Here is a 21,056-nt window from a genome sequence, read left to right on the forward strand (position 1 = left end):
ATGGACAGAGGCAAGATGGACAGAGGTTGATGACGCCGACGGAAAAACCCTCATCCAGCCTGATCGTTATCCCGTGCCTGAACGAAGCCGCCCATATCGGTGCGCTGCTCGATCAATTGCGGCCCGCGGCCGCCCGGCTTGGCGCCCGGATCATCGTCGCCGACGGCGGCAGCACCGACGGCACGCTTTCCATCGTCGAGGACGTCATTGCCACGGACCCGCGGGTTATCCTGCTCCACAACAAGCGGCGCATCCAGAGCGCGGCGATCAATCTCGCCGTCGGTACCTTCGGCGATGGTGCCGACTATCTCATCCGCATCGATGCGCATGGCGGTTATCCCGACGATTATTGCGACCGGCTGGTCGAGGAAGCCCTGGCTACATCAGCGGATTCGGTTGTCGTTTCGATGCTGACCAGCGGCAGCGGTGCCGTGCAGAAGGCGGCCGCTGCGGCGCAGAACTCCAAGCTCGGCACCGGCGGCTCGAAGCATAGGCATCTTTCGCAGGGACAGTGGATCGATCACGGCCATCATGCACTGATGCGGATATCGGCGTTCGGCGCTGTTGGCGGCTATGACGAAACGTTCAGCCATAACGAGGACGCCGAGCTCGATTATCGCCTGCGCAAGGCCGGCTACAAGATCTGGATGAGTGGCAAGACGCAGATGGTCTACTATCCGCGCGCCTCGCTCTCAGGCCTCTATTTCCAGTATCTCGGCTACGGTCGCGGGCGTGCCAAGAATGTGCTGAAGCACCGCGTCATCCCAAAGATCCGGCAGATGGTGCCGCTGGCGGTGTTCCCGGTGGTTCTTCTTGCGGCCTTCTCCTTCGTGCATTGGATTGCGGCAGTGCCTTTGTTGCTGTGGGTGTCGGTGTGCCTGGGCTACGGACTGGTGGCGGCTATCCGCCAGCGCAAGGCTGACGTTGCGCTGGCCGGTGTCTCGGCCATGGTCATGCATCTTGGCTGGTCGGTTGGCTTCTGGCTGCAGCTTCTCGGCCTCGGCTCGCGACGCGGAGTGGCCTGATGGCAGTGTCGGCAAAGAACCGCAGCATCGACATCGGCGTCTGCACGTTCCGCCGGCCGGAGCTGGCTGACACGCTGCGCTCGCTCGACGCCATGGAGATGCCGGCGGGATTCGATATCCGCATTATCGTCGCCGACAATGACGACACCCCGACGGCCCGTGACCTGGTGGCGGCGCTGTCGCGGGAATTGACGGTGCCGATCCACTATCGGCATGCCCCGGCGCGCAACATCTCGATCGCCCGCAATGCCTGCCTCGATGCGAGCACAGCGGATTTCGTCGCCTTCATCGATGACGACGAGACGGCCACGCATCAATGGCTCGCCGAACTGGTCGTGATGGCGCAGCAAAGCGGTGTCGCCGTCGTGCTCGGCCCGGTCAGGGCGCGCTATCGCCCAGATGCGCCGGACTGGATGCGGCGCGGCGATTTCCATTCGACCTTGCCCGTCTGGGTGCGCGGCGAGATCCGCACCGGCTACACCTGCAATGTTCTGCTGCGGATGGGCTCGGATAGCCTGCGCGGCCGCCGCTTCAGCCTGGCGCGTGGCCAGACCGGCGGCGAGGACACCGAATTCTTCGATCAGATGCACAAGGCGGGCGGCCGCATCGCGTTCTCGCCCGAGGCCTGGGTCGACGAGGTGGTGCCGCGCTCAAGGGCGGCATTCGACTGGCTCGGCCGCCGCCGCTTCCGCGTCGGCCAGACGCATGGCCATCTCCTGGGCAGCAGCGCCAGCGGCATCGGCCTGGTCAAGCAGGTCGGCCTGGCCTCGGCAAAGGCCATCTATTGCTTCGCCTCGGCACTTCCGGTCGTCGTCAGTCCGGTCCGTAGGAACCGCAGCGTGCTGCGCGGCATTATGCATGTCGGTGTCGTCAGCGGCCTCGTCGGCATCCGCGAAATCCGCCTCTATGGCCAGCCGTCGCCACAGGAGGGAGGCAAGCGTGCAGTCTGACGTCAGCTCTGTCCCCGATGTTTCCTTCGTCATTGCCGCCTACAACGCCGAGGCGACCCTTGATCGGGCGATTGCCAGCGCCATCGCCCAGAAGGGTGTCAGCGTCGAAATCATCGTCGTCGACGACAAGTCGCGCGATGCTACGCTCGACGTGGCGCGGGCCTATCCAGGGGATATCGTCCGTGTCGTCGCCCTGGCCAGCAACCGCGGCCCCGGCGGCGCCAGGAATGCCGGCCTCGACGCCGCCCGAGGCAGATGGATCGCGGTTCTCGATTCCGACGACGCGGTCTTTCCCGGCCGGCTCGCGGCCATGATCGCTCGTGCCGAAAGCGCGGATGCCCAGATCGCCGTCGACAATCTGCAGGTCGTTCGCGAAGATGGCGTCATCGAGGACGCGATGTTTCCGCGGCAGTATCTGGAAGGCTTGCGCGAGATTTCGCTGGCCACCTACATCGCCGGCAACGTTGTCTTCGAATCCAAGTTCAACCTCGGCTATCTCAAGCCGATCTTCCAGCGCGAGTTCCTGAACGAAAACCGGCTTCGCTACGACGAAAAGCTGAGGATCGGCGAAGACTACGTCCTATTTGCCGAAGCCCTGGCCAGGGGTGGCAAATGCGTGGTCGAGCCTGATATCGGCTATGCCTATCATATCCGCAGCGGCTCCATCTCGCGCGTGCTCGAGCTTCACCACGTCGAAGCGATGAGCCAGGCAGATGCCGAGTTCGCTCAAACCCATGCGATGGATGAGGCTGCGCAAGCCGCGTTTGCCCGGCGCGGCCGCAGCCTGCGCAAGGCGGCATCGTTTCTGTCACTGGTACAGCACATCAAGGCGCGGTCCCCGCTCAAGGCGATCCGGACAGCGCTCAGCGACCCGGCGGCGGTCAGGCATATGGGCATGCCGATCGCCGTGCGGTTGCGAAGAATGGCGGCACAATTTGCCGTTGGGGCGGGGAGGTGAAGATGCAGGCACATGGAGGGATTTTTCGTGGCCTGTGAATGGACTGAAGTTGATCTCCTCAGAAGGAATTTGCGATGAAGAAAATCAGGAAGGCCGTGATACCGGTGGCGGGGCTTGGAACACGGTTCCTGCCGGCGACCAAGTCGATGCCGAAGGAAATGCTTCCCGTGGTCGACAGGCCTGTCGTGCAATATGCGGTGGACGAGGCCTTCGAAGCGGGCATCGAGCACATCGTCTTCGTGACCGGTCGCAACAAGGCGGTGATCGAGGACTATTTCGACCTGCATCCGGAATTGATCGGCACCCTGGAGCAGACCGGCAAGAAGACCCAGCTGGAGGCGCTCGAAAGCATGCTGCCTGTGGCCGGTGCCACCAGCTTCATCCGCCAGCAATCGCCGCAAGGCCTCGGCCATGCCGTCTGGTGCGCGCGCGAGGTTATCGGCAACGAGCCCTTTGCCTTGCTGCTGCCGGACATGGTGTCCTTCGGCGGGCGCGGATGCCTAGCCGAAACCGTCGAGCTTTATGAGCGCACGGGCGGCAACGTGATCGCCGTCGAGCGTTGCGAACCGAGCGAGACCAACAAATACGGCATCGTTGGCCGTGGCGCCGAGATCGGTGGCGGTTTCGAGGTGACGGCCATGGTCGAGAAGCCGGCGCCGGCCAATGCGCCGTCGAACTTCTACATCAACGGCCGCTACATCCTGCAGCCCGAGATTTTCGCTCTTCTGGGCAATCAGCAGCGCGGCGCCGGCAACGAGATCCAGTTGACGGACGCCATGGTTCGTCTGTCGAAGGATCAGCCGTTCTTCGCCCAGCCTTTCCTCGGCCGCATGTTCGACTGTGGTTCCAAGGAAGGGTTCATCCAGGCCAACATCGCCTTCGCGCTGGCGCGCGATGACATGAAGGGTCCGGTTTTCGAGATGCTTCAGGAGTTCGTCCGGTCGCATGAACGCCAGGAAGAAGCCGCATAATGCCCATCTTTCGGGAGCATGGTCAGATGGCTGGCGAAGAGGGGCCGGCAGGTTCTCGCCGTCTGGCACGACGCTTGCTTCGCTTCTGGCGATGCTCCCGATCTTCGAGGCGCCTGCAAGCCAAGGCATGATCCCGGAAAGTGGGTCCCGGTTTCCGGAAAAGATCATGTTGAAACAGTGAGATAGAGCCCATTGCGACGGACCGGCTCTAGAATTGGACCGAAGATGAATTATGCCAATTTTCCTCTCGACAAGAGGATGCCATTGCCGAATTCGGACGCAGGAGACGGCGAAGACTTCATCGATATCGAGCGGCTGCTTGGCATGGCCGCACGGCAGGCCAAGGTGGTTGCCGTGTGTGCCGTCATCGGTCTCTTCCTGGGCCTGTTCTATTTGCAGACAACGCCGCCCAAATATCAGTCGGTCGCGAGCGTGCTGATCGACGAAGGCTTGAACAAGATTGTCGACGATATCTCGGCGGCGTCGACAACCATGCAGACCGATTCCGCCATCCTGAGCCAGATCGAGATCCTGACCTCGACGCGGCTTGCCGCCGTGGTCGTCGACAAGCTGAAGCTCGACCAGAACGACACGTTCATGAATCCGCCCCAGTCGGCGCTTGCCCAAGGCATAGGCCTCATCCGCAGCGTGATCCAGTATGTCCGCCCCAGCCCTTCCCTTCCGGGTGGCGCCGACTTCAGCAAGCTCGACCCCGCCGCCCGCGATGCGCTGATCGCCACGTCGCGCCGCGACTACGCTATCCTCAAGCTGCAGAACGAGATCCGGGCGGAACGCGTCGGCCGAAGCTACGTCATCGCGCTCGGCTATCAGGCGACGGATCCGGCCTTGGCAAACGCCATCACCAAGGCCTATGCCGATGCCTATCTCGCCGATCAGCTCGATGCGAGCTTCGATGCCACCGAGCGGGCTGCGGTGTGGCTGCAGGGCCGGTTGACGGAGCTGCGCCAGAGTTCGCAGGCAGCTTCGCTCGCGGTTGAGAAATTCAGGGCCGAACATGGGCTGGCCGCCAACAGCGATGGCCAGCTGATGAGCGACAAGCAGCTTTCCGACCTCAACGCCCAGCTTATCGTGGCGCAGGCCGACACCGCACGCGCCAGCGCCCGCTACCAGCAGTACAAGGCCATTGTCGACAGCGGCTCCGAAAACGCCTTCAAAGATGCCGCCATATCGAGCGACCAGCCAAGCAGTTCGGTCATATCGGCGCTCAAGACCCGCTACCTCACAGTGGCCAAGCGGCTGCAGGACGTCGAGGCGAATTTCGGCCCCGAGCACCCGCAGGCGGTGGCTCTCTCCAAGGAGAAGGCCGACATATCGACGCAGATTTTCGGCGAGCTGAAGCAGCTGACCGAAAGCTATCGCAACGAATATGAGGTGGCGCAGGCACGCGAGACCGCGCTCAGGGCCAACGTCGCGGCCGCGCAAGGCAAGAGTTCCGTCGACAACCAGACGCAAGTCAAGCTGCGTGAACTCGATCAGCAGGCGACGGCGCTCACCACGCTCTATCAAACATTCCTGGGTCGTTACGAGGAAGCCGCGCAGCAGCAATCCTTCCCGGTCGGCAAAATCCGCATCATCTCGGACGCCTCGATGCCGTTTGCCGCGTCAAGCCCGCGCACCATCGTCGTGCTCGGACTTTCGCTGGTGCTTGGCCTGCTGATGGGCGCCGGCTTTGGTGGGCTGAACGAGTTCAATGAACGCTTCTTCAGGACCGGCGAGGACGTGCGCGACCGCGTCAACCTGAAATTCCTCGGCTATCTGCCGACGATCGGCGGCAAGCTCGGCAAGGAAGAAAAGCCGGGCGATACCCAGGTGGACGCTAAGACCACTCAATCGCTGTCGGCGGCCGAAAGGCGGGCGCGCATGCGGGTCAGCATCGATTCTCCAGCCTCGATGTTCTCCGAAACGCTGCGCAGCGCCAAGATCGCCTTCGACGTCGTGATGGAAGGGCAAGGCAGCCGCGTCATCGGCATTATCTCGGTGCTTCCCGGCGAGGGCAAGTCGACGGTCGCGGCAAATCTCGCGGGCTTGCTTGCCGCCAATGGCGCCAAGACGCTGCTGATCGACGGCGACTTGCGCAATCCCGGCCTCAGCCGGGGCCTTGGCATGGAAGCCGAGCAGGGTTTGATGGAAGCGGTTGTCAGCGGCCAGACTTGGCAGTCTGTCGGCAAGATCGACAGGCAGACGAAGCTGGCGATCATCCCGGCGGTGCTGCGCGGTCACTTCTCGCATACCAGCGAACTTCTCTCCTCGGCCGGCATGCGGCGCTTCATCGAGAACGCCAAGGAGACGTTCGAATACATCGTCGTCGATCTGCCGCCGCTCGGACCGGTGGTCGACGCCAAGGCCTTCGCCCCCTTGGTCGACGGGTTTGTCCTGGTCACCGAGTGGGGGCGCACGCCTCGCGCGATGGTCAGGTCGATGCTGGAATCCGAACCCTATGTCGCCAACAAGATCGTCGGCGCGGTGCTGAACAAGGTCGATTTGAAGAAACTGGCCAAATACGGATCGTTCGGTGGCTCGGAAAAGTTCTTCGATAAATATTCGAGCTACTATCTGGAAAAGTCGGAAGTGCGCGGCAAGGCGCCGGTCTGACATCGGTCATTGCGCGCGTGGGGCCACTTTGAGGTGTATCGATCTTCAGGTCAGCACACCTGAACATCGATGCGTCAGGAGAAGATCAGCCTGCCTTGCTTGTCGGCGATCCTGACGGCGGTCAGGCGTCCGCTCTGGAAGGCGGCTGTGTCGATGCCGAGCCGGCGCCCTTCGAGCTTCGGGACATCCACCGGCGTATGCCCGTGCACCACCCAGCGGTCGAGCAGGTGTGTTGCCTCGAAGAAGTCCGAACGGATGGTAATTAGGTCGTGGTCGGTTTGCGCCGCAAGGTCGACGCCGGGCCTGATGCCGGCGTGGACAAACACGAACTTCCGCGAACGGACCATGATCGGCAGCCCGCGTAGGAAGCTGACGTGATCCTCTGGAATGATCTCCCTTATGCGCCTGTCGATCTGCGCGCTGCTCCCGTAGAGGCTGGTGAGGCGCGCCGGATCGATGCCGTAGGAAAACAGGGTTTGCAGGCCGCCCGTCGCCAGCCAGGGCTCGCGCGACAAATGTCCGTCGAGATAGTTCAGCATGGCCACTTCGTGGTTGCCCGCAAGACAAATGCGCTGAAACCCTTTCGGCGCCGGCGCCAGAAGGTGATCGAGCACCCGCGCCGACTGGAGCCCCCGGTCGATGTAGTCGCCAAGCATGACGATGATCTTGCGGCTCTGGAAGCGCAGCGAATCGAGCAGGATGTTCTGCTCCAGGGCGCGGAGTTCCTTGTAGCAGCCATGCACGTCGCCGATCGCGTAGACAACGGCATCCTGCATGTCGATATCCAGGCGCGGACGCGCCGCGATGCGGGGTTTTCGCTGGAACAGGGTCACGTGCGGCGTCTCGAGGCGAACTCTCATGCGGAAGGCATAAGCGCCTGATATCTTGCCCGAAACGGAGAATTCCGCAATCGTGGAAAATGCAACCACGCCGGGTTGGGACCGCCAATGCATGTCGCCCAAAAATGAGCTCGGTTTTGGAAGAACGGCCTGTGTGGAAACAAAGCCTGAATCCGCTCAGGCGCGACATGCTTTACGTCGGCCGTCCGGCCGGTAATGCCGGATCGTCGTCAGGCTGCCTTGAGCCGATAACGGAACACGGTGTGGTCGAGCAGCAGCCGGATGCGTGGTTCGGCCTCGATCGCCACCAGCCAGCTTGCCGCGATCATCGTCGCGCCGACGACCGCCATCGAGAACAGATGTGGCAGACCGGCGCGGACCAGGATGCCGAGCAGGGCCGCGCCGACGACATCGTGCAGCAGGTAGAGCGGATAGGTCATCAGCCCGATCCGGCGCCAGCCGCTCCAGGAAAGGTCGAGCCGCAGCGACCATGCCATCAGCGCGATGCCGATGAGGAAGATGAGGATCGGCGGCGCGAACGGCATATCCCGCCCGACCTTCAGGATATGAACGTCGACCGAACTGGCGATCTGCAGCACACCACCGGCCAGGAACAGGGCGCAGAAGGCAAGTCGGGCGCCTGTCACCGCCTTGAAGCGCATCAGCCACAGCATGACGCCGGTGGCGAAGAAAACGCCGTGATGCACCAGCAGCAGGTCGAGTGTGCGTGTTTCGGCAAGATCGGCCCAGCCGAGCGGGTAGTAGAGGCACCAGAACAGCGTGCTGACCAAGCCGATGGCGACGGCCACAATCTCCATCAGATGGAAGCGGCCAAGGCTGAGTAAGATCCAGACGATAGCATAGAAGGCGATCTCGATGCCCAGCGTCCAGTAGACGCTGTCCACCCAAGGCGCGTACGGAACGAACAGGCCGGTGCGTAGGAGCCTGATAACGGCATCGGTCGGCCAACTGAGGCCGACAAGCAGCAGCACCACCGCCGTGACCGGTGCGCAGATCCAAACCGCCGGCGCCAGCCGTTTCACCCTTGCTTCGAAAAACTGTAGGGGTGTCGACCTTTCGGCGCTGAAGGCGATGACGAAACCGCTGATGACGAAGAAGATCTGGACGCCGACCCAGCCGGATTCGACCCAGGCGCCTATTGCCGGCTGCGGGGGAACGCCGCCCGTCGCGCGCGCCGAAACACCGTCCGGATACGCCCACACCCAGAAGCCATAGTGATAGACCATGACCATGACGGCGGCGAGAAAGCGCAGGATGTCGACGCCGCCAAATGTAATCTTCTTTTGAGCCATGCGACCTTTGTCGATGGCCCCCCGCAAGCACTGTAGGGCGCATTGCTGCGTTGCACAATAAAAGATTGCTCGTCGATCCGAAAAGCGGCCTCGGCAAGCCAAAGCCTTCAGCCGCTCAAAGGCCGATTCCGCGCTCCTTCAGGGCGACGGTGATCTCGTCGAGGATGACCGGATCGTCGATCGTCGCAGGCATGGCCCATTCTTCCTTGTCGGCTATCTTCTGTATGGTGCCGCGCAGGATCTTGCCCGAACGCGTCTTGGGCAGGCGCTTGATCGTCACCACCGTCTTGAAGGCGGCTACCGGGCCGATGCGTTCGCGCACCAGGCCGACCACCTCGTTCTCGATGGAGCCGACATCGCGGGTTACACCTGCGTTCAACACCACGAAGCCCAGCGGAACCTGGCCCTTCATGGCGTCGGCAATGCCGATGACCGCGCATTCGGCGACATCGGGATGGGCCGAAAGCACCTCTTCCATGGCGCCGGTGGAGAGCCGGTGGCCGGCGACATTGATGATGTCGTCGGTGCGGGCCATGACGTAGAGATAGCCGTCGTCGTCGACCATACCGGCATCCGCCGTCTTGTAGAAGCCGGGGAACTCGTCGAGATAGGCTTGGCGGAACCGTGCGTCGGCATGCCACAGCGTCGGCAGGCAGCCGGCCGGCAGCGGCAGTTTGACCACCACATTGCCCAGTGTGCCGCGAGGCACCTGATGGCCAGCATCGTCGAGCACGCGGATGTCGTAGCCGGGCATCGGCACGCCGGGCGAGCCGTATTTCACCGGCAGCAGGCCAAGGCCGGCGGGATTGATCGTCATCGGCGAGCCGGTCTCGGTTTGCCACCAATGGTCGACCACAGGCACACCTAGCTTCTGCTCCGCCCATTTGATGGTTTCCGGGTCGGCGCGCTCGCCGGCAAGAAACAGCGTGCGGAATTTCGAGAGGTCGTGTTTGGCAATGAACTCGCCCTTCGGGTCCTGCCCCTTGATGGCGCGGAATGCGGTCGGCGCGGTGAACAGCGCGACCACGCCATGCTCCGCTATCACCCGCCAGTAGGTGCCGGCATCGGGCGTGCCGACAGGCTTGCCCTCGAACAGGATGCTGGTGCAGCCATGCAGCAGCGGTCCGTAGACGATGTAGGAATGGCCGACCACCCAGCCGACATCGGACGCCGCCCAGAACACCTCGCCCGGCTTGACGCCGAACTCGTTTTCCATCGTCCATTTCAGCGCGACCATGTGGCCGCCATTGTCGCGCACGATGCCCTTGGGCTGGCCGGTCGTGCCCGATGTGTAGATGATGTAGAGCGGATCGGTGGCCAGCACCGGCACGCAATCGACATTGGCGCCCGCTGCCCGTTCGCGGGCGACCGCATCGGCATAGTCGATGTCGAAATGCTCCTTCAGCTCGCAGCGCAACTGGTCGCGCTGCAGGATCAGGCAGGCGTCCGGCTTGTGGCGGGAGATCTCTATCGCCTTGTCGAGCAACGGCTTGTAGGCAACGACGCGGCCCGGCTCCAGGCCGCAGGATGCCGAAATGATCAGCTTCGGTCTGGCATCGTCGATGCGGGTGGCAAGCTCATGCGAGGCAAAGCCGCCGAAGACCACCGAATGCACCGCGCCGATGCGGGCGCAGGCGAGCATGGCGATGGCCGCCTCGGCCACCATCGGCATGTAGATGATGACGCGGTCGCCCTTGCCGATGCCGCGGTTCTTCAGCACAGAGGTGAGTGCAACCACCTCGCGCTTCAGCTCGGCATAGGTGAACTTCCTGACCGTTCCTGTGATGGCGCTGTCATGGATCAGCGCGATCTGATCGGCGCGCCCGCCTGCGACATGGCGGTCGATGGCGTTGTAGCAGGTGTTGCAGGTGGCGCCGGTGAACCAGCGGCCATAGACGCCGGCCGCAGCGTCGAACACCTTGTCCCAGGGCGAATACCAGTCGATGCCGCTAGCCGCGTCCGCCCAGAAGCGCTCCGGGTCGCGCTTCCAGCCTTCATAGACCTCGTGATAGCGTGAAGCCATCCGTACCTCCCCGGGAAATGTTTTTCTTCCTTCCAGATAGCGCGCTCTAACCTTGGCCGCAAATCCACGCCATTGTGGCGACGGCATCGACCTGGCGCTTGGGGGCAAGCAGCTATGAATTGGGAGACAGGATTGGGGTTGGTGATGTTTGCTGCTGTGCGGTTCATCGGGCGCTTTGCGCAATCATCGGTCACGGGCGCCCTACTTGCTATGTCCACCGGAACCGCTGAAGCCGGCGATGCCGCGGCACGGCACATCATCGGCTTTTCGCCGGATGGCGCTTATTTCGCCTTCGAGCAATTTGGAACGCTCGACGCCGGCGTCTCGGACTCCGGCTGGTCGCAGATCGATATCATCGATACCCGTACGGATCAGGTGGTTGGCGGCAAGCCGATCCTCGTCGTCGACGAGACGGAGGAAGCGACACTGACCCTGGAGCAGGCGAGGGCTCAGGCCGCCGCTCAGGCAGCGCCCATTCTGGCCCAATATGCGATCACATCTGTGGCCGAGCAGGCCGCTTCCGACAAGTTCACCTTCCCCGGCGAAATGGTTGCCTACAACGACATCTCCCGCCTCGAACAGGTGTCGCCGAAATGGCTGTCGCCGCTCCACGGCGAAACAGGCATTTCGACCATCCAGCTCGACGAAATCCTGGCGGCCAGCGCGACCGATTGTTCGGCGAGTGTCGATGCGAGGCAGGAGGGCGACCAGCTACTTCCAGGTGAAAAGCCACTTCAAGGTGAGAAGGCAGGCAAGGCGCTCGGCTTCCGGCTGACGCTGCAAGGCCAGGATGGCAAGCCGATCAAGGTGCTGCATGAGGACAAGACCGTGCCGGCCTCAAGAAACTGCCCGACCTCCTACAGCCTGTCGGAATCCTACCAATTCACCCCGGCCGGCAAGCCGGCGGTGATCGTCGTGCTGGTCCAGCGTTTCAGCCAGGGTTTCGAGGGGCGCGATCGTCGCTTCCTCGCGGTGACCGGGCAGCCACGCTGAGAGGTTGCGCCCAGGCGCCGGCAGCCGCTGTGTCTGAAGGTTGTTTCTAGATCGGCAGGGCCACAAGCATGAAGCCAATGCCGCCAGCGATCAAAATGGCTGTAGCCAGCGCTTTTCTGTGACGTTCGAAGCTCGTCGGAGCTCGCTCCCAATTGTAACGCATACGCTATCTCCCCAATACCCGGACAGGTTTTATCTTACTTAGGGGAAGAAATGCAACGTCCGCTGCCGGCAGGCCCGCTGCTTGTCACATTTCACCGATGACTATTTCTGGGACGAATGCGGCCGGGAAGACGCAACCGAGCAGGTTCTAACGCGACTGGGGCGGAGAATCTGTCAGCAAAGCCGTTGGTCCCGTGCACTGGGCTCCCATGATCGGCTGATAGACAGCGCTCCACCTCCGCGCTATCTGATTTCCGGGATGAGCGTGGCTTGGAGGGGCGTGGTGGAAATAGTCTCTGGAACCGTTCTGCGGCTAGCCGAGGATGCCTCCGTGCAGCATGTGGGCGATGGCGCAGTCGTGCTTTTGGCGCGCAGCGGCCAGCTTTATACATGCAACGGCACGACCGAAGCCTTTCTCGACAAGGTGGACGGCGCGCGTAACCTCGACCAGATCGTCGACCTGCTTTGCGAGGAGTTCGAGGTTGACAAGGGGACGCTCGATCAGGACATGGCGGCACTGGCCACGGATCTGATCTCTGAAGGTATCCTCGCCGCGCCAGGTGCTTGATGGCTGACGGCCCGCTCCTGCGCGCTCTGTTTCGCTGCCATCTCTGGGCAAGCGCGCGGCTGATGCCGGTCCTTGTCACCAACCGGAGCTTCGAGGAGGTGCTCAAATGGGCGCCGCTCGCCTCGTCGACGCCCTATCGCGGTCTGCCGTCCGCCTACATCGTCGCGAGTGTCAACCGCGCCGTCCGCCATCCCTGGCTGATGCGTGACCGCAGGTGCCTGAGGGAGGGTCTGCTAGGTCATCGTTTCCTGCGCCTAGCCGGTTTCGATCCGGACCTGCGCTTCGGCGTCGATCCGCAGTCGATGCAAGCGCAGCGCCTGGCAGCGCATTGCTGGGTCTGCCTCGATGGCAGGCCGGTGGTCAGCGACAAGCTTCCCGGCATGGTCGAAATCTATCGTCATCATGCCGATGCCGTAAAGGCGCGCCCCGCTTGACCAGACCTTCAGCCTGCTATGGCCTCAACGGCCTGATCCTTGGCATATCGGCCGAGCGCCCCGAGCTGTGGCAGGATTTCGACCGGATGCTGGGCAGCCTGCGTATCGCGGAACCCGTCGAGCCGGACTTTCGTCTCGAGATCGCCGAGACAGTCACCTTGGACGAGGCACCCAACGGATCCCTCGTCTTCGATGGCGAGGTGCCGGAGGATGGTCACTGCCGGATGATCGAGGATGGTGGTATCATCCATCTGGTCTTTCCCGAGCGTCAGACCGTTGCCATCAATGGCGTGGCGGGCTGGGCCGAACTCCGGATCCGCCCTGGCGCGAAAGCCGCGTGGACACCGGCAATGCTGGTGCTCGACGCCGCGCTCGACGCCGGTGGCCAGCATATGCTGCACACTGCCGGCTTGACGTTGCCGGACAGCGATGCGGTGGTGCTGATCCATGCTCCGAGCGGCACCGGCAAGACCACGACGTCGCTCGCGCTGGCAACACAGGGCTTTGGCCTCTGCTCCGACGACGCCATGATCCTGAATGTCGCTTCTGGCAAGGTCGTCGCCTGGGGCTTGCCGCGCGCCGTAAAAATCCACCAGAAGACTGCCGAAATGATCCCGCAGGTGGCGCGATGCCTTGGCCAGACGTGGGATCGCAACAGCGAACAGCCCGTCTCGCTTGAAAGGCTGGCGGGGATCGTGCGGGTGGAAAACGCATCCGCCCGGCCGGTGGCGGCCCTTCTGCACCTGGCGCGTTCCGCCGACAGCCAGACCCGGCTCGTCGCCATGGCCGGGACCGACGCAATGGTGGCGCTGGCAGTGGACAATGTCCGCACGGGCATGACCGGGCTGCTGCCCATGCAGAAGCGCCGGCTGGCGACCATCGGCGGGCTGGTCAATGCGGTGCCGACCTTCCGGCTGGAGGTGGGCGCGCGCCCGGCTGACGCTGCGGCGCTGATCAGCGCCACCCTGGATTGACGTCAAGTCAGGCTACTTGCGGCCTGGCCTTGGCCAATCTCTGGATCCACCGGAAGGCGTCGCGGCGCAGGCGCGAGCCCAGTCTGTCCCTGGAATTGACGCCGAGCAGCGTATTCGTGGTGATCAACCGCTTGGCCAGCCGTATCGAGAGATCGGGCTTGATCCGGGCGGCGAGTTCAAGCGCTCGGCTCTCCTTGAACAATTGGCCCGTCACATCGAGCACAACAGCCAGTTCGAGTTCGATGCCGGTCATGCGGGCAGCATCGAACAGGCATGTTTCCGCTTCCGGCGACTGCAGCGCCCGCACCCCTTGCAGCACGTCGACGCAAAGCTGCAGCCGGTGGAATTTGTGGCCGCCGGCAGCGTGAACGATGGCGATCGTCAGAAGAGCCGCCGGCGTGTCGGTTGCGTCGCCGTCGATGGCGCGCAATTCTGGGAAACCCAGCGACAGGCGCCGCCGCATGCCGGTGTCATGCACGAGGTCGCCATGCAGTTCGACCAGCAGGCTGGAATTCTCCTTTTCGAGCCATTTGAATTCCTGCAATTCGTAGGATTCGGCCTCGTTGCTGCCAAGCTCGAAGCCGCATGCCGCGATCACCCGGTTTGCCCTGGCCAGATTGGCGGGTTCGACGAGGATGTCGATATCGGTGAACGGCCTGTCGGCGACGTTGCGGTAGAGCTTTCGCGCGAAGGCCGGCCCCTTGACGATCCGCGCCGGAATATTGTCCGCCGCCAGTCCCTTCATGATGCGGTCGCCATGATACTTCAACAGCATCGACTGGCCGGTGGCGATCGTCGCTTTCTGGCGCAGGTCCTCCAGTTTGTCTCCCAACTCCTGATCCGATGGCAGTTGCGCGTCGCCGCTGAGCTTGCGCAGCATGATCGGCAGGACGCCATGGAATTCGGCGTTGTCGAGCAGCGACATCAGCGTCTTTGCCGACAAATTATCGACGTCGACAGTCGGCGCTTCCGGATCTGCGTAGCGCAGCAGCAGCTTTTCTTCGGCAGGGGTAAGCGGTGGCAGCATCAACCCGGACAATGTTGCGATTGAAGGGAAAGATGTTGCAGAAAAGCAGGGTGGAAGCCAGCTTTACATACCCCAGCGCAGCGCTGCCGTGTGTACCGGCGCATCCCAAAATCCGGTCGTCTCGTGGTCGAGCATGGTCAGCGTGATCGAGCAGCCGGCCATGTCGAGCGAAGTGACGTAGGAGCCGACCAGCGAACGGGCCACCGTCACGCCACGCTTCTCGAAGATCAGCCGTGCGCTGTTGTACATCAGATAGAGTTCCATCAGCGGCGTGCCGCCGAAGCCGTTGACGAACAGCAGCGCCGGACCCTTCGCCCTGTCCCCGAGATCGCCCAGGATCGCGGCACAGATCTCCTGCGCGATCGCATCGGCGCTTTTCAACATGTCGCGCCGGCGGCCGGGCTCGCCATGGATGCCGACGCCGAACTCCATCTCGCCATCGCCGATATCGAAAGTCGGCTTGCCCGCCGCCGGCACGGTACAACTTGTCAGCGCCACGCCCATCGAGCGGGTTGCCGTGTTGACGCGGTCGCCCAGCGCCTTCAACGGCGCCAGCGCCAGGCCATGTTCGGCCGCCGCGCCGACGATCTTTTCCACCACCAGCGTTCCGGCGACTCCACGCCGGCCCGTCGTATAGGAAGAATTCTCGACTGCGACATCGTCATTGGTCACGATCTGCTGGACGCCTTCCGACATCTCGGCCGCCATGTCGAAGTTCATCACGTCGCCCTCATAGTTCTTGACGATGAACAGGCAGCCGGCGCCGGTGTCGACGGCTTGCGCCGCCGCCAGCATCTGGTCCGGTGTCGGCGAGGTGAACACCTGGCCGGGGCAGGCGGCGTCCAGCATGCCGTGACCGACAAAGCCGCCATGCAGCGGCTCGTGGCCGGAGCCGCCGCCCGAGATCAGCGCCACCTTGCCCGGCCGCAAGGTCTTGCGCCGGATGAATTTGTGCGCGTCGCCAAGCATCAGGATGTCGGCATGGGCGGCCACGAATCCGTCGAGGCTCTCGGTCAGCACCGTGTCCACCGAGTTCATGAACTTCTTCACGATCGTCTCCTCCGGAAATAGGCCTTCCAAACAATTCCAGGAAAGTGTGTCGCGTTTTTTCCGGAATTGCGTAAAACAAAGCGTTCGATCAGCTACCCTTGCCAGTGATGCTGGTGATCTTCTGGATGAAGTCGTTTACCGCTTTGTCGAGCGCGGCGTTCTGCTTGTCGTCGCCGAAATCCGGCACGATCAGCGAGACATGCCGCGTCTTGCGCATGCCTGATGCGATCGACATTTTTCCCGGATGCGCCTGATGGTAGGCGGCGAGAAACTGGTCACGCTCGGCCGGGCTGAAATGGCACACCGAAAAGATAACCGGCAAATGTTTTGACGGAATCGGGATCGAATAGGCCGGGCTGGAAATCTGCGTGACGAAGCTGCGGTGCTTGCCGAGCGCATCGGCAAGGCGCTGGCGCATGCCGGATGGGCGCTGGTCGATGACGTGCGACAGGATCGTCTTGTAGGCGCGGATCGCCTCCTCGGAGCCAGGTTCGGGTTTGATGTCGACCATGCCAGCCGCGCCTAGACAGAAACGTCCGCGATGGCCGCCTTGGCCATGGCGAGTTGCGCCGGAGCGACGGAAAGATCGCGCAGGCCGGCCTCGAGCAGCGACGGGATCGAGGCTGGATCGCCGCCGGCATCGCCGCACAGGCTGATCGGGATATTTTCACGCGAGCCGAACGCAGTCACGGCAGCGATCAGCCGCAGCACGGCCGGATGGCGGACCGAATTGAGATGTGCCACGGCAGCGTTGTCGCGGGCCGCCGCCATGACATATTGGGTGAGGTCGTTGGAGCCGATCGAGAAGAAGGCGGCATCAGTAAAGGCTTCCGGCACGATCGCCACCGAAGGCACCTCGACCATAATGCCGAGGGGCGGCACCTTGTGCGCGGTGCTGCGCGCGGCAAGTGCGGCCTGCTCCTCGGCAAACATCGCCGCTGCCTGTCGGTATTCCTCCACAATGGCGATCATCGGGAACATCACTTTCAGACTGCCATGCACGGCGGCGCGCAGCAGCGCACGAATCTGTACACGAAACACCTCCGGTCTTGCCAGCGACAGCCTGATGCCGCGCAGGCCGAGGAACGGATTGCTCTCCTCGATGGTGAAGCCGGGCACCGGCTTGTCGCCGCCGGCATCGACGGTGCGGATCGTCACCGGTTTTTCACCGGCCCATTCCAGCACCTTGCGATAGGCGCAATACTGCGTCTCCTCATCCGGCAGCGTCTTGCCGAACAGGAATTCGGTGCGCATCAGCCCGACCCCGTCGCAGGTGGCGATATCGATGCCGTCGACCTCGGACGGGTCGGCGATGTTGACCTGCACCCGCACCGCCGTGCCGGTCTTGGTGACCGCCGGCCGCGCCAGGAATGTCCCGGCCCGGTTGCGGCGCGCAGAGAACGACGCGCAGGATTGCCGAAAAGCGGCGATTTCGGTCCTGGAGGGCGACACCACGATGCCGCCATGTTCGGCGTCGAGCAGGGCGATGCCGGCGAGATGAGCCGGCGAAGCACCGAGACCGACGATCATGGGTACGCCGCGCGAGCGCGCCAGCATGGCGACATGGCTGGCCGTGCTGCTCGCCCTCAGCGCGATGCCGCCGCCGCTGCTCCAGTCGGTTTCGAGAAAACGCGTCGGCGCGATATCCTCGCCATAGAGGATGGCGCCAGCCGGTGCCTGGAAGTCGCCATCCTCGGACAGGGCCCGCAGCACCTGATCCCTGATATCGCGTATGTCGGCGGCACGTGCACGAAAGTAATCCTGGTCGGAAGCATCGTAGCCGGCGATTTCGGCGTCGAGCGCCTGCCGCCACGCTCTGTCGGCCGGCAGGCCGGTGCGGATCGCGGCAAAGGCCGGGCTGCTCAGCGCATCATCCCCCAGCATGGTGATCTGGAACTCGAGAATGTCGGCGGCATCACCTACGGCCATCTCAATCATTACGCCGAGGCGGCCCGCCGCGACGGCGATTGCGGTTTCGAGCGCGGCCTTCTCGTCGTCCGCTGTTTCTTTGCCGACATAGGATGCGGCAATCCGGTCGAGGTCGAACAGCGGTCCTTCGGCATAACCGGCCGAGGCCGAAATGCCTTGCAGCCTAAGCGGTTCGGACATGGTCCGCGCCTTCGTCGAAATCGCGCCGCACCAGTTCGACCAGCGCGTCGACGGCATCGTTGGCGCCGTCGCCGCTGGCCCTGATGTGCAGCACTGTGCCCTTCGGCGCCTTGGCCGCCATCACCTTGACGATGCTCTTGGCGTCGAACCATGGCCCGTTGGCGGCCAGCGCTATTTCCACCTCGGCGGCGAAAGTCTTGGCCAGCTTGGTGAACTTCACCGAAGGACGCGCGTGCAGGCCCACCTCGTGGGTGACGACAACGGTCGCTTCGGCGGATGCGGACATGTCTTCAAGCTTCCCGTTCACTCACGACGGCGACAATTCGTGCGCCGTCGCCACCACTTCCCTGAGCGAGGCGCCGCCTGAGGCCTCGGTCGCCGCCATCACCGCGCCTTCGACGATCGGCGCGTTGCAGACGATGATTTTTTGCGACCGTGGCTCGCCGATCATCTCCACCGCCATTTCCGAGTTGGTCTCGGCACCGCCGAGATCGACCAGAATGGCGACACCGGCTTCCGACCAGGCCTTGTCGATGGCGCCCATGATCGCCTCGACATTGGTGCCGAGCCCGCCATGGCCGTTTCCGCCGCACCATGCAAGCGGCACTTCGTCGCCCACCATCTGCCGCACCATGTCAGCCGTGCCCTCGGCAACCAGCGGCGAATGCGAAACGATGACGATACCGACATTGCTCATGGCTGACCTTCCAGCGTTCCGGCGATCGTGCGCACCAGAAGCGCGGTCGAACGTGCACCGGCATCCATGTGGCCGATCGACCGGTCGCCAAGGAACGAGGCGCGGCCACGCAAGGCTTTCATAGGCACGGTCGCCTCGGCCGCCGCGTCGGCGATATCGGCGATTTCAAGAGCTGTCTTTCCCTGCAGCAGCGCGTCATGCACCGGCTGCAGCACGTCGAGCAGGGTTTTTTGTCCGATCTGCGATTTGCCCCGCGCGGCCACCGCTTCGATCGCCTTGCCGAACGCTGCCGTCAGATTGGCGCGATTAGGCGCCGCTGAAATCTCCTTGCCGAGCGCCAGGAACAGGGTGCCGAATAGCGGGCCGGAGGCGCCGCCGACCGTCATCACCAGCTTGGTGCCGATCGCCTTCAGGGCATCGGGCAGCGGTTTGGCCGAAAATGCTTCGGCTTCGGCGCGCACGGCCTCGAAGCCGCGCTTCATGTTCAGCCCGTGGTCGCCGTCGCCGATCGCCTGGTCGAGCGCCGTCAACTCCTCGGCGTGAGCGGCAATGGTATCCGCAGCGGCCGCGATCAGCCGGGCAAGGTTCAATGCCGCCATGTCACCCGCATTCCCGGTTTCCATGCCGCCCGCAGTATCGAAAGAACGCTCATTCGACAACTGGAGCATGAATCAGGCCGCTTCGTGGAGCGCGGCCGCCGCCGCGAAAACCTCGGCCACTGCATAGGCGCCGGGGTCGGCCACGCCTTGCAGCTTGCTGCCGACATAGGCGGACCGCCCGGATTTTGCCCTGTCCATGGCAGCGGTGGCCTCGGCACCATGGCGAGCCGCGATAGCCGCTTCGTCCAGGCTCTTGGCATCGAGCGCTCTGAGGGCAGGCTCCAGGGCATCGACCATTGTACGATCCCCCATCCTTGCGCCGCCATAAAAGGTCATCCGCTCAAGGCCGGCAAGCAGCGCCTTGGCCAAGCTCGCGCCGCTATCCAGAGCCTGCGCCGCCGCCGTGAAGAAGATCGACAGCAGCACGCCGCTGGAGCCGCCCATCGAGGCGCTCAGAATGTCGCCCATCGCGCCAAGGGTCGCCGCCGGCTCGGCAAGCGGCAGCGCATCAAGCCGCTCGAGGATGCTGCGCGCGCCGGTCGCCACCGTCGAGCCCGTGTCGCCGTCGCCCGCCTTGGCGTCGAGCCCGTTCAACGTGGTTTCCAGCGCGATCAGTCGTTCGCAGATGGTGACGAGAAGAGAGCGGGTCCGTGCATCCTGGCTGGGCTTGCGTGCCGCGCTCTGTCCGGCCGCTTTCGCCATCGGCACCACGGCAGGCGGCACAACCGGCTTTGCCGGCATCCAGGCGTGCGGACCGACCGGCGCCTGCAAGGCCGTCTCGCGCGCGGGGTCGAGCCGGATCAGCGACAGCGAGAAGCCGTTCATGTTGAGCGCCGTCATCAGCGGGCCCGGGCCGATCGCCAGCTTGATGGTTTTGGCCAGCGGCGAGGCAAGCACTGCGTTGGCGATAACGGACATTTCGAGCGGCGGCACCGAACCGAGATTATTGATCAGCAAGGCGTGGCCGGCCTTGGGATCAAGCCGTGCCGCTAGGCGCGCCGCCATGATCGCCACCAGCCTGTCGGCGCTCTGCACCGCAATCCGCTCGACGCCCGGCTCGCCATGGATGCCGAGGCCGAGCTCGCCATCGTTCTCGCCGAACCTGTCTTCGTGCGGCTGGCCGGGAATCGAGCAGGACGACAGCGACATGCCGAGCGAAACAACGTCCTTCGCTGCCGCTCGCGCGACAGCCGCTATATCGGCAAGATCGTGCCCGGTCTCCGACAGGTGGCCTGATATCTTGTGGACGAACAAGGTGCCGGCAACGCCGCGCGGCTGGGCAATGTCGGGCAGCGCGATGTCGTCGGCGACGATCACCATCTCGACGGCAAAACCCTCGGCGCGCGCCTTCTCTGCCGCGAGGCCGAAATTGAGACGGTCGCCGGTGTAGTTCTTGACGATCAGCAGGCAGCCGGCCGAACCGGTGACCGCGCGAATCGCTGCCAGCACCGCCTCGACGCTTGGCGAGGCAAAGATCTCGCCCGAAACCGCCGCCGTCAGCATGCCCTTGCCGACGAAGCCGGCATGGGACGGTTCGTGCCCGGCCCCGCCGCCGGAGACGACGCTGACTTTCGTCCTGTCCCAGTCGGTGCGCAGGATGACCTTGATCTCGGGATAGCCGTCGAGGCGCGCGAGATCGCCGGAGCCAATGGTCCGTAACAGGCCGTCGAGCGCCTCGGTGACGATCGTTTCCCTGCGATTGAAAAAGTGCTTCATCGAATTCGTCCCGTACTGGCAAAGTCAAAACCGGT

At 63.6% G+C, this 21,056-nt stretch carries 20 protein-coding genes; 9 read left to right on the plus strand and 11 right to left on the minus strand.

What is annotated here, in order from left to right:
* Positions 1-29: 29 nt before the first annotated feature.
* The 5 genes from NKJ04_RS02695 (at position 30) to NKJ04_RS02715 (ending at position 6,517) form a co-directional block, all read left to right on the plus strand.
* Complete coding sequence (locus tag NKJ04_RS02695) at positions 30-1,025, plus strand: glycosyltransferase family 2 protein (protein ID WP_352673356.1); 996 nt, start codon at positions 30-32, stop codon at positions 1,023-1,025.
* Positions 1,025-1,975: a glycosyltransferase family 2 protein gene (locus NKJ04_RS02700; RefSeq protein ID WP_023811600.1), complete on the plus strand. Its 951-nt coding sequence runs from the start codon at positions 1,025-1,027 to the stop codon at positions 1,973-1,975. The genes NKJ04_RS02695 and NKJ04_RS02700 overlap by 1 nt, the downstream gene beginning before the upstream one ends.
* Positions 1,965-2,933 (plus strand): glycosyltransferase family 2 protein, encoded by a 969-nt coding sequence (locus NKJ04_RS02705; RefSeq protein ID WP_128302869.1) that lies wholly within the window; start codon positions 1,965-1,967, stop codon positions 2,931-2,933. The genes NKJ04_RS02700 and NKJ04_RS02705 overlap by 11 nt, the downstream gene beginning before the upstream one ends.
* 74 nt (positions 2,934-3,007) lie before the next feature.
* The gene (locus NKJ04_RS02710; RefSeq protein ID WP_013528099.1) at positions 3,008-3,904 is read left to right on the plus strand and encodes a UTP--glucose-1-phosphate uridylyltransferase; all 897 of its coding nucleotides are present in this window, start codon (positions 3,008-3,010) and stop codon (positions 3,902-3,904) included.
* A 225-nt stretch (positions 3,905-4,129) separates the two neighbouring features.
* A complete protein-coding gene (locus tag NKJ04_RS02715; protein WP_023811602.1) occupies positions 4,130-6,517 on the plus strand; it encodes a polysaccharide biosynthesis tyrosine autokinase in 2,388 nt (795 codons plus the stop codon).
* A 74-nt stretch (positions 6,518-6,591) separates the two neighbouring features.
* On the opposite strand, the gene NKJ04_RS02720 is transcribed toward NKJ04_RS02715, so the two are convergent.
* The 3 genes from NKJ04_RS02720 to NKJ04_RS02730 form a co-directional block, all read right to left on the minus strand.
* Complete coding sequence (locus NKJ04_RS02720; protein WP_023811603.1) at positions 6,592-7,350, minus strand: metallophosphoesterase family protein; 759 nt, start codon at positions 7,348-7,350, stop codon at positions 6,592-6,594.
* Between the two features lie 236 nt (positions 7,351-7,586).
* Positions 7,587-8,669, minus strand: coding sequence for an acyltransferase family protein (locus NKJ04_RS02725; RefSeq protein ID WP_352673361.1), 1,083 nt, complete (start codon positions 8,667-8,669; stop codon positions 7,587-7,589).
* Between the two features lie 115 nt (positions 8,670-8,784).
* Positions 8,785-10,692 (minus strand): propionyl-CoA synthetase, encoded by a 1,908-nt coding sequence (locus tag NKJ04_RS02730; protein WP_352673364.1) that lies wholly within the window; start codon positions 10,690-10,692, stop codon positions 8,785-8,787.
* A 210-nt stretch (positions 10,693-10,902) separates the two neighbouring features.
* Here NKJ04_RS02730 and NKJ04_RS02735 point away from each other — a divergent pair, with 210 nt between their 5' ends.
* The 4 genes from NKJ04_RS02735 to NKJ04_RS02750 all read left to right on the plus strand — a co-directional run bounded on the left by NKJ04_RS02735 (position 10,903) and on the right by NKJ04_RS02750 (position 13,823).
* Positions 10,903-11,685, plus strand: a complete 783-nt coding sequence (locus NKJ04_RS02735; protein WP_352673366.1) for a DUF2259 domain-containing protein — start codon at positions 10,903-10,905, stop codon at positions 11,683-11,685.
* A gap of 445 nt (positions 11,686-12,130) precedes the next feature.
* Positions 12,131-12,415: a PqqD family protein gene (locus tag NKJ04_RS02740; protein ID WP_013528093.1), complete on the plus strand. Its 285-nt coding sequence runs from the start codon at positions 12,131-12,133 to the stop codon at positions 12,413-12,415.
* Entirely contained in the window at positions 12,415-12,849 is a 435-nt protein-coding gene (locus tag NKJ04_RS02745; RefSeq protein ID WP_023811607.1) for a lasso peptide biosynthesis B2 protein, read from the plus strand. Before NKJ04_RS02740 ends, NKJ04_RS02745 begins: the two co-directional genes overlap by 1 nt.
* Complete coding sequence (locus NKJ04_RS02750; protein ID WP_352673369.1) at positions 12,846-13,823, plus strand: phosphoenolpyruvate carboxykinase (ATP); 978 nt, start codon at positions 12,846-12,848, stop codon at positions 13,821-13,823. The genes NKJ04_RS02745 and NKJ04_RS02750 overlap by 4 nt, the downstream gene beginning before the upstream one ends.
* A gap of 7 nt (positions 13,824-13,830) precedes the next feature.
* Here NKJ04_RS02750 and NKJ04_RS02755 read toward each other — a convergent pair whose 3' ends face one another.
* The 8 genes from NKJ04_RS02755 to NKJ04_RS02790 all read right to left on the minus strand — a co-directional run bounded on the left by NKJ04_RS02755 (position 13,831) and on the right by NKJ04_RS02790 (position 21,021).
* Positions 13,831-14,850 carry a nucleotidyltransferase family protein gene (locus tag NKJ04_RS02755; protein WP_023811609.1) on the minus strand — a complete coding sequence of 340 codons (1,020 nt, stop codon included), beginning with the start codon at positions 14,848-14,850 and terminating at the stop codon, positions 13,831-13,833.
* A gap of 63 nt (positions 14,851-14,913) precedes the next feature.
* Positions 14,914-15,900, minus strand: coding sequence for a dihydroxyacetone kinase subunit DhaK (gene dhaK / locus NKJ04_RS02760; protein ID WP_352673372.1), 987 nt, complete (start codon positions 15,898-15,900; stop codon positions 14,914-14,916).
* Positions 15,901-15,988: 88 nt separating this feature from the next.
* The gene (locus tag NKJ04_RS02765; RefSeq protein ID WP_352673375.1) at positions 15,989-16,411 is read right to left on the minus strand and encodes a hypothetical protein; all 423 of its coding nucleotides are present in this window, start codon (positions 16,409-16,411) and stop codon (positions 15,989-15,991) included.
* Positions 16,412-16,422: 11 nt separating this feature from the next.
* A complete protein-coding gene (gene ptsP, locus NKJ04_RS02770; protein ID WP_352673378.1) occupies positions 16,423-18,009 on the minus strand; it encodes a phosphoenolpyruvate--protein phosphotransferase in 1,587 nt (528 codons plus the stop codon).
* The gene (locus tag NKJ04_RS02775) at positions 17,993-18,295 is read right to left on the minus strand and encodes an HPr family phosphocarrier protein (RefSeq protein ID WP_352673380.1); all 303 of its coding nucleotides are present in this window, start codon (positions 18,293-18,295) and stop codon (positions 17,993-17,995) included. The genes ptsP and NKJ04_RS02775 overlap by 17 nt, the downstream gene beginning before the upstream one ends.
* Positions 18,296-18,316: 21 nt before the next feature.
* Positions 18,317-18,706, minus strand: coding sequence for a dihydroxyacetone kinase phosphoryl donor subunit DhaM (dhaM, locus tag NKJ04_RS02780; protein ID WP_127380390.1), 390 nt, complete (start codon positions 18,704-18,706; stop codon positions 18,317-18,319).
* Entirely contained in the window at positions 18,703-19,305 is a 603-nt protein-coding gene (dhaL, locus tag NKJ04_RS02785; RefSeq protein WP_352673383.1) for a dihydroxyacetone kinase subunit DhaL, read from the minus strand. The genes dhaM and dhaL overlap by 4 nt, the downstream gene beginning before the upstream one ends.
* Before the next feature lie 72 nt (positions 19,306-19,377).
* Complete coding sequence (locus NKJ04_RS02790; protein ID WP_023811615.1) at positions 19,378-21,021, minus strand: dihydroxyacetone kinase subunit DhaK; 1,644 nt, start codon at positions 21,019-21,021, stop codon at positions 19,378-19,380.
* Positions 21,022-21,056 lie beyond the last annotated feature (35 nt).

Source organism: Mesorhizobium sp. M0618 (genome assembly GCF_040320765.1).
In the GTDB taxonomy this organism is placed as follows: domain Bacteria; phylum Pseudomonadota; class Alphaproteobacteria; order Rhizobiales; family Rhizobiaceae; genus Mesorhizobium.

Excerpts from the sequence above, each read along its gene's own strand:
- dhaL (WP_352673383.1), bottom strand. The coding sequence starts at position 19,305 with ATGGCGGCATTGAACCTTGCCCGGCTGATCGCGGCCGCTGCGGATACC.
- NKJ04_RS02735 (WP_352673366.1), top strand. The coding sequence starts at position 10,903 with ATGTCCACCGGAACCGCTGAAGCCGGCGATGCCGCGGCACGGCACATC.
- NKJ04_RS02765 (WP_352673375.1), bottom strand. The coding sequence starts at position 16,411 with ATGGTCGACATCAAACCCGAACCTGGCTCCGAGGAGGCGATCCGCGCC.
- dhaM (WP_127380390.1), bottom strand. The coding sequence starts at position 18,706 with ATGAGCAATGTCGGTATCGTCATCGTTTCGCATTCGCCGCTGGTTGCC.
- ptsP (WP_352673378.1), bottom strand. The coding sequence starts at position 18,009 with ATGTCCGAACCGCTTAGGCTGCAAGGCATTTCGGCCTCGGCCGGTTAT.
- NKJ04_RS02695 (WP_352673356.1), top strand. The coding sequence starts at position 30 with ATGACGCCGACGGAAAAACCCTCATCCAGCCTGATCGTTATCCCGTGC.
- NKJ04_RS02745 (WP_023811607.1), top strand. The coding sequence starts at position 12,415 with ATGGCTGACGGCCCGCTCCTGCGCGCTCTGTTTCGCTGCCATCTCTGG.
- NKJ04_RS02715 (WP_023811602.1), top strand. The coding sequence starts at position 4,130 with ATGAATTATGCCAATTTTCCTCTCGACAAGAGGATGCCATTGCCGAAT.
- NKJ04_RS02755 (WP_023811609.1), bottom strand. The coding sequence starts at position 14,850 with ATGCTGCCACCGCTTACCCCTGCCGAAGAAAAGCTGCTGCTGCGCTAC.
- NKJ04_RS02775 (WP_352673380.1), bottom strand. The coding sequence starts at position 18,295 with ATGTCCGCATCCGCCGAAGCGACCGTTGTCGTCACCCACGAGGTGGGC.
- NKJ04_RS02790 (WP_023811615.1), bottom strand. The coding sequence starts at position 21,021 with ATGAAGCACTTTTTCAATCGCAGGGAAACGATCGTCACCGAGGCGCTC.
- NKJ04_RS02700 (WP_023811600.1), top strand. The coding sequence starts at position 1,025 with ATGGCAGTGTCGGCAAAGAACCGCAGCATCGACATCGGCGTCTGCACG.
- NKJ04_RS02725 (WP_352673361.1), bottom strand. The coding sequence starts at position 8,669 with ATGGCTCAAAAGAAGATTACATTTGGCGGCGTCGACATCCTGCGCTTT.
- NKJ04_RS02710 (WP_013528099.1), top strand. The coding sequence starts at position 3,008 with ATGAAGAAAATCAGGAAGGCCGTGATACCGGTGGCGGGGCTTGGAACA.
- NKJ04_RS02730 (WP_352673364.1), bottom strand. The coding sequence starts at position 10,692 with ATGGCTTCACGCTATCACGAGGTCTATGAAGGCTGGAAGCGCGACCCG.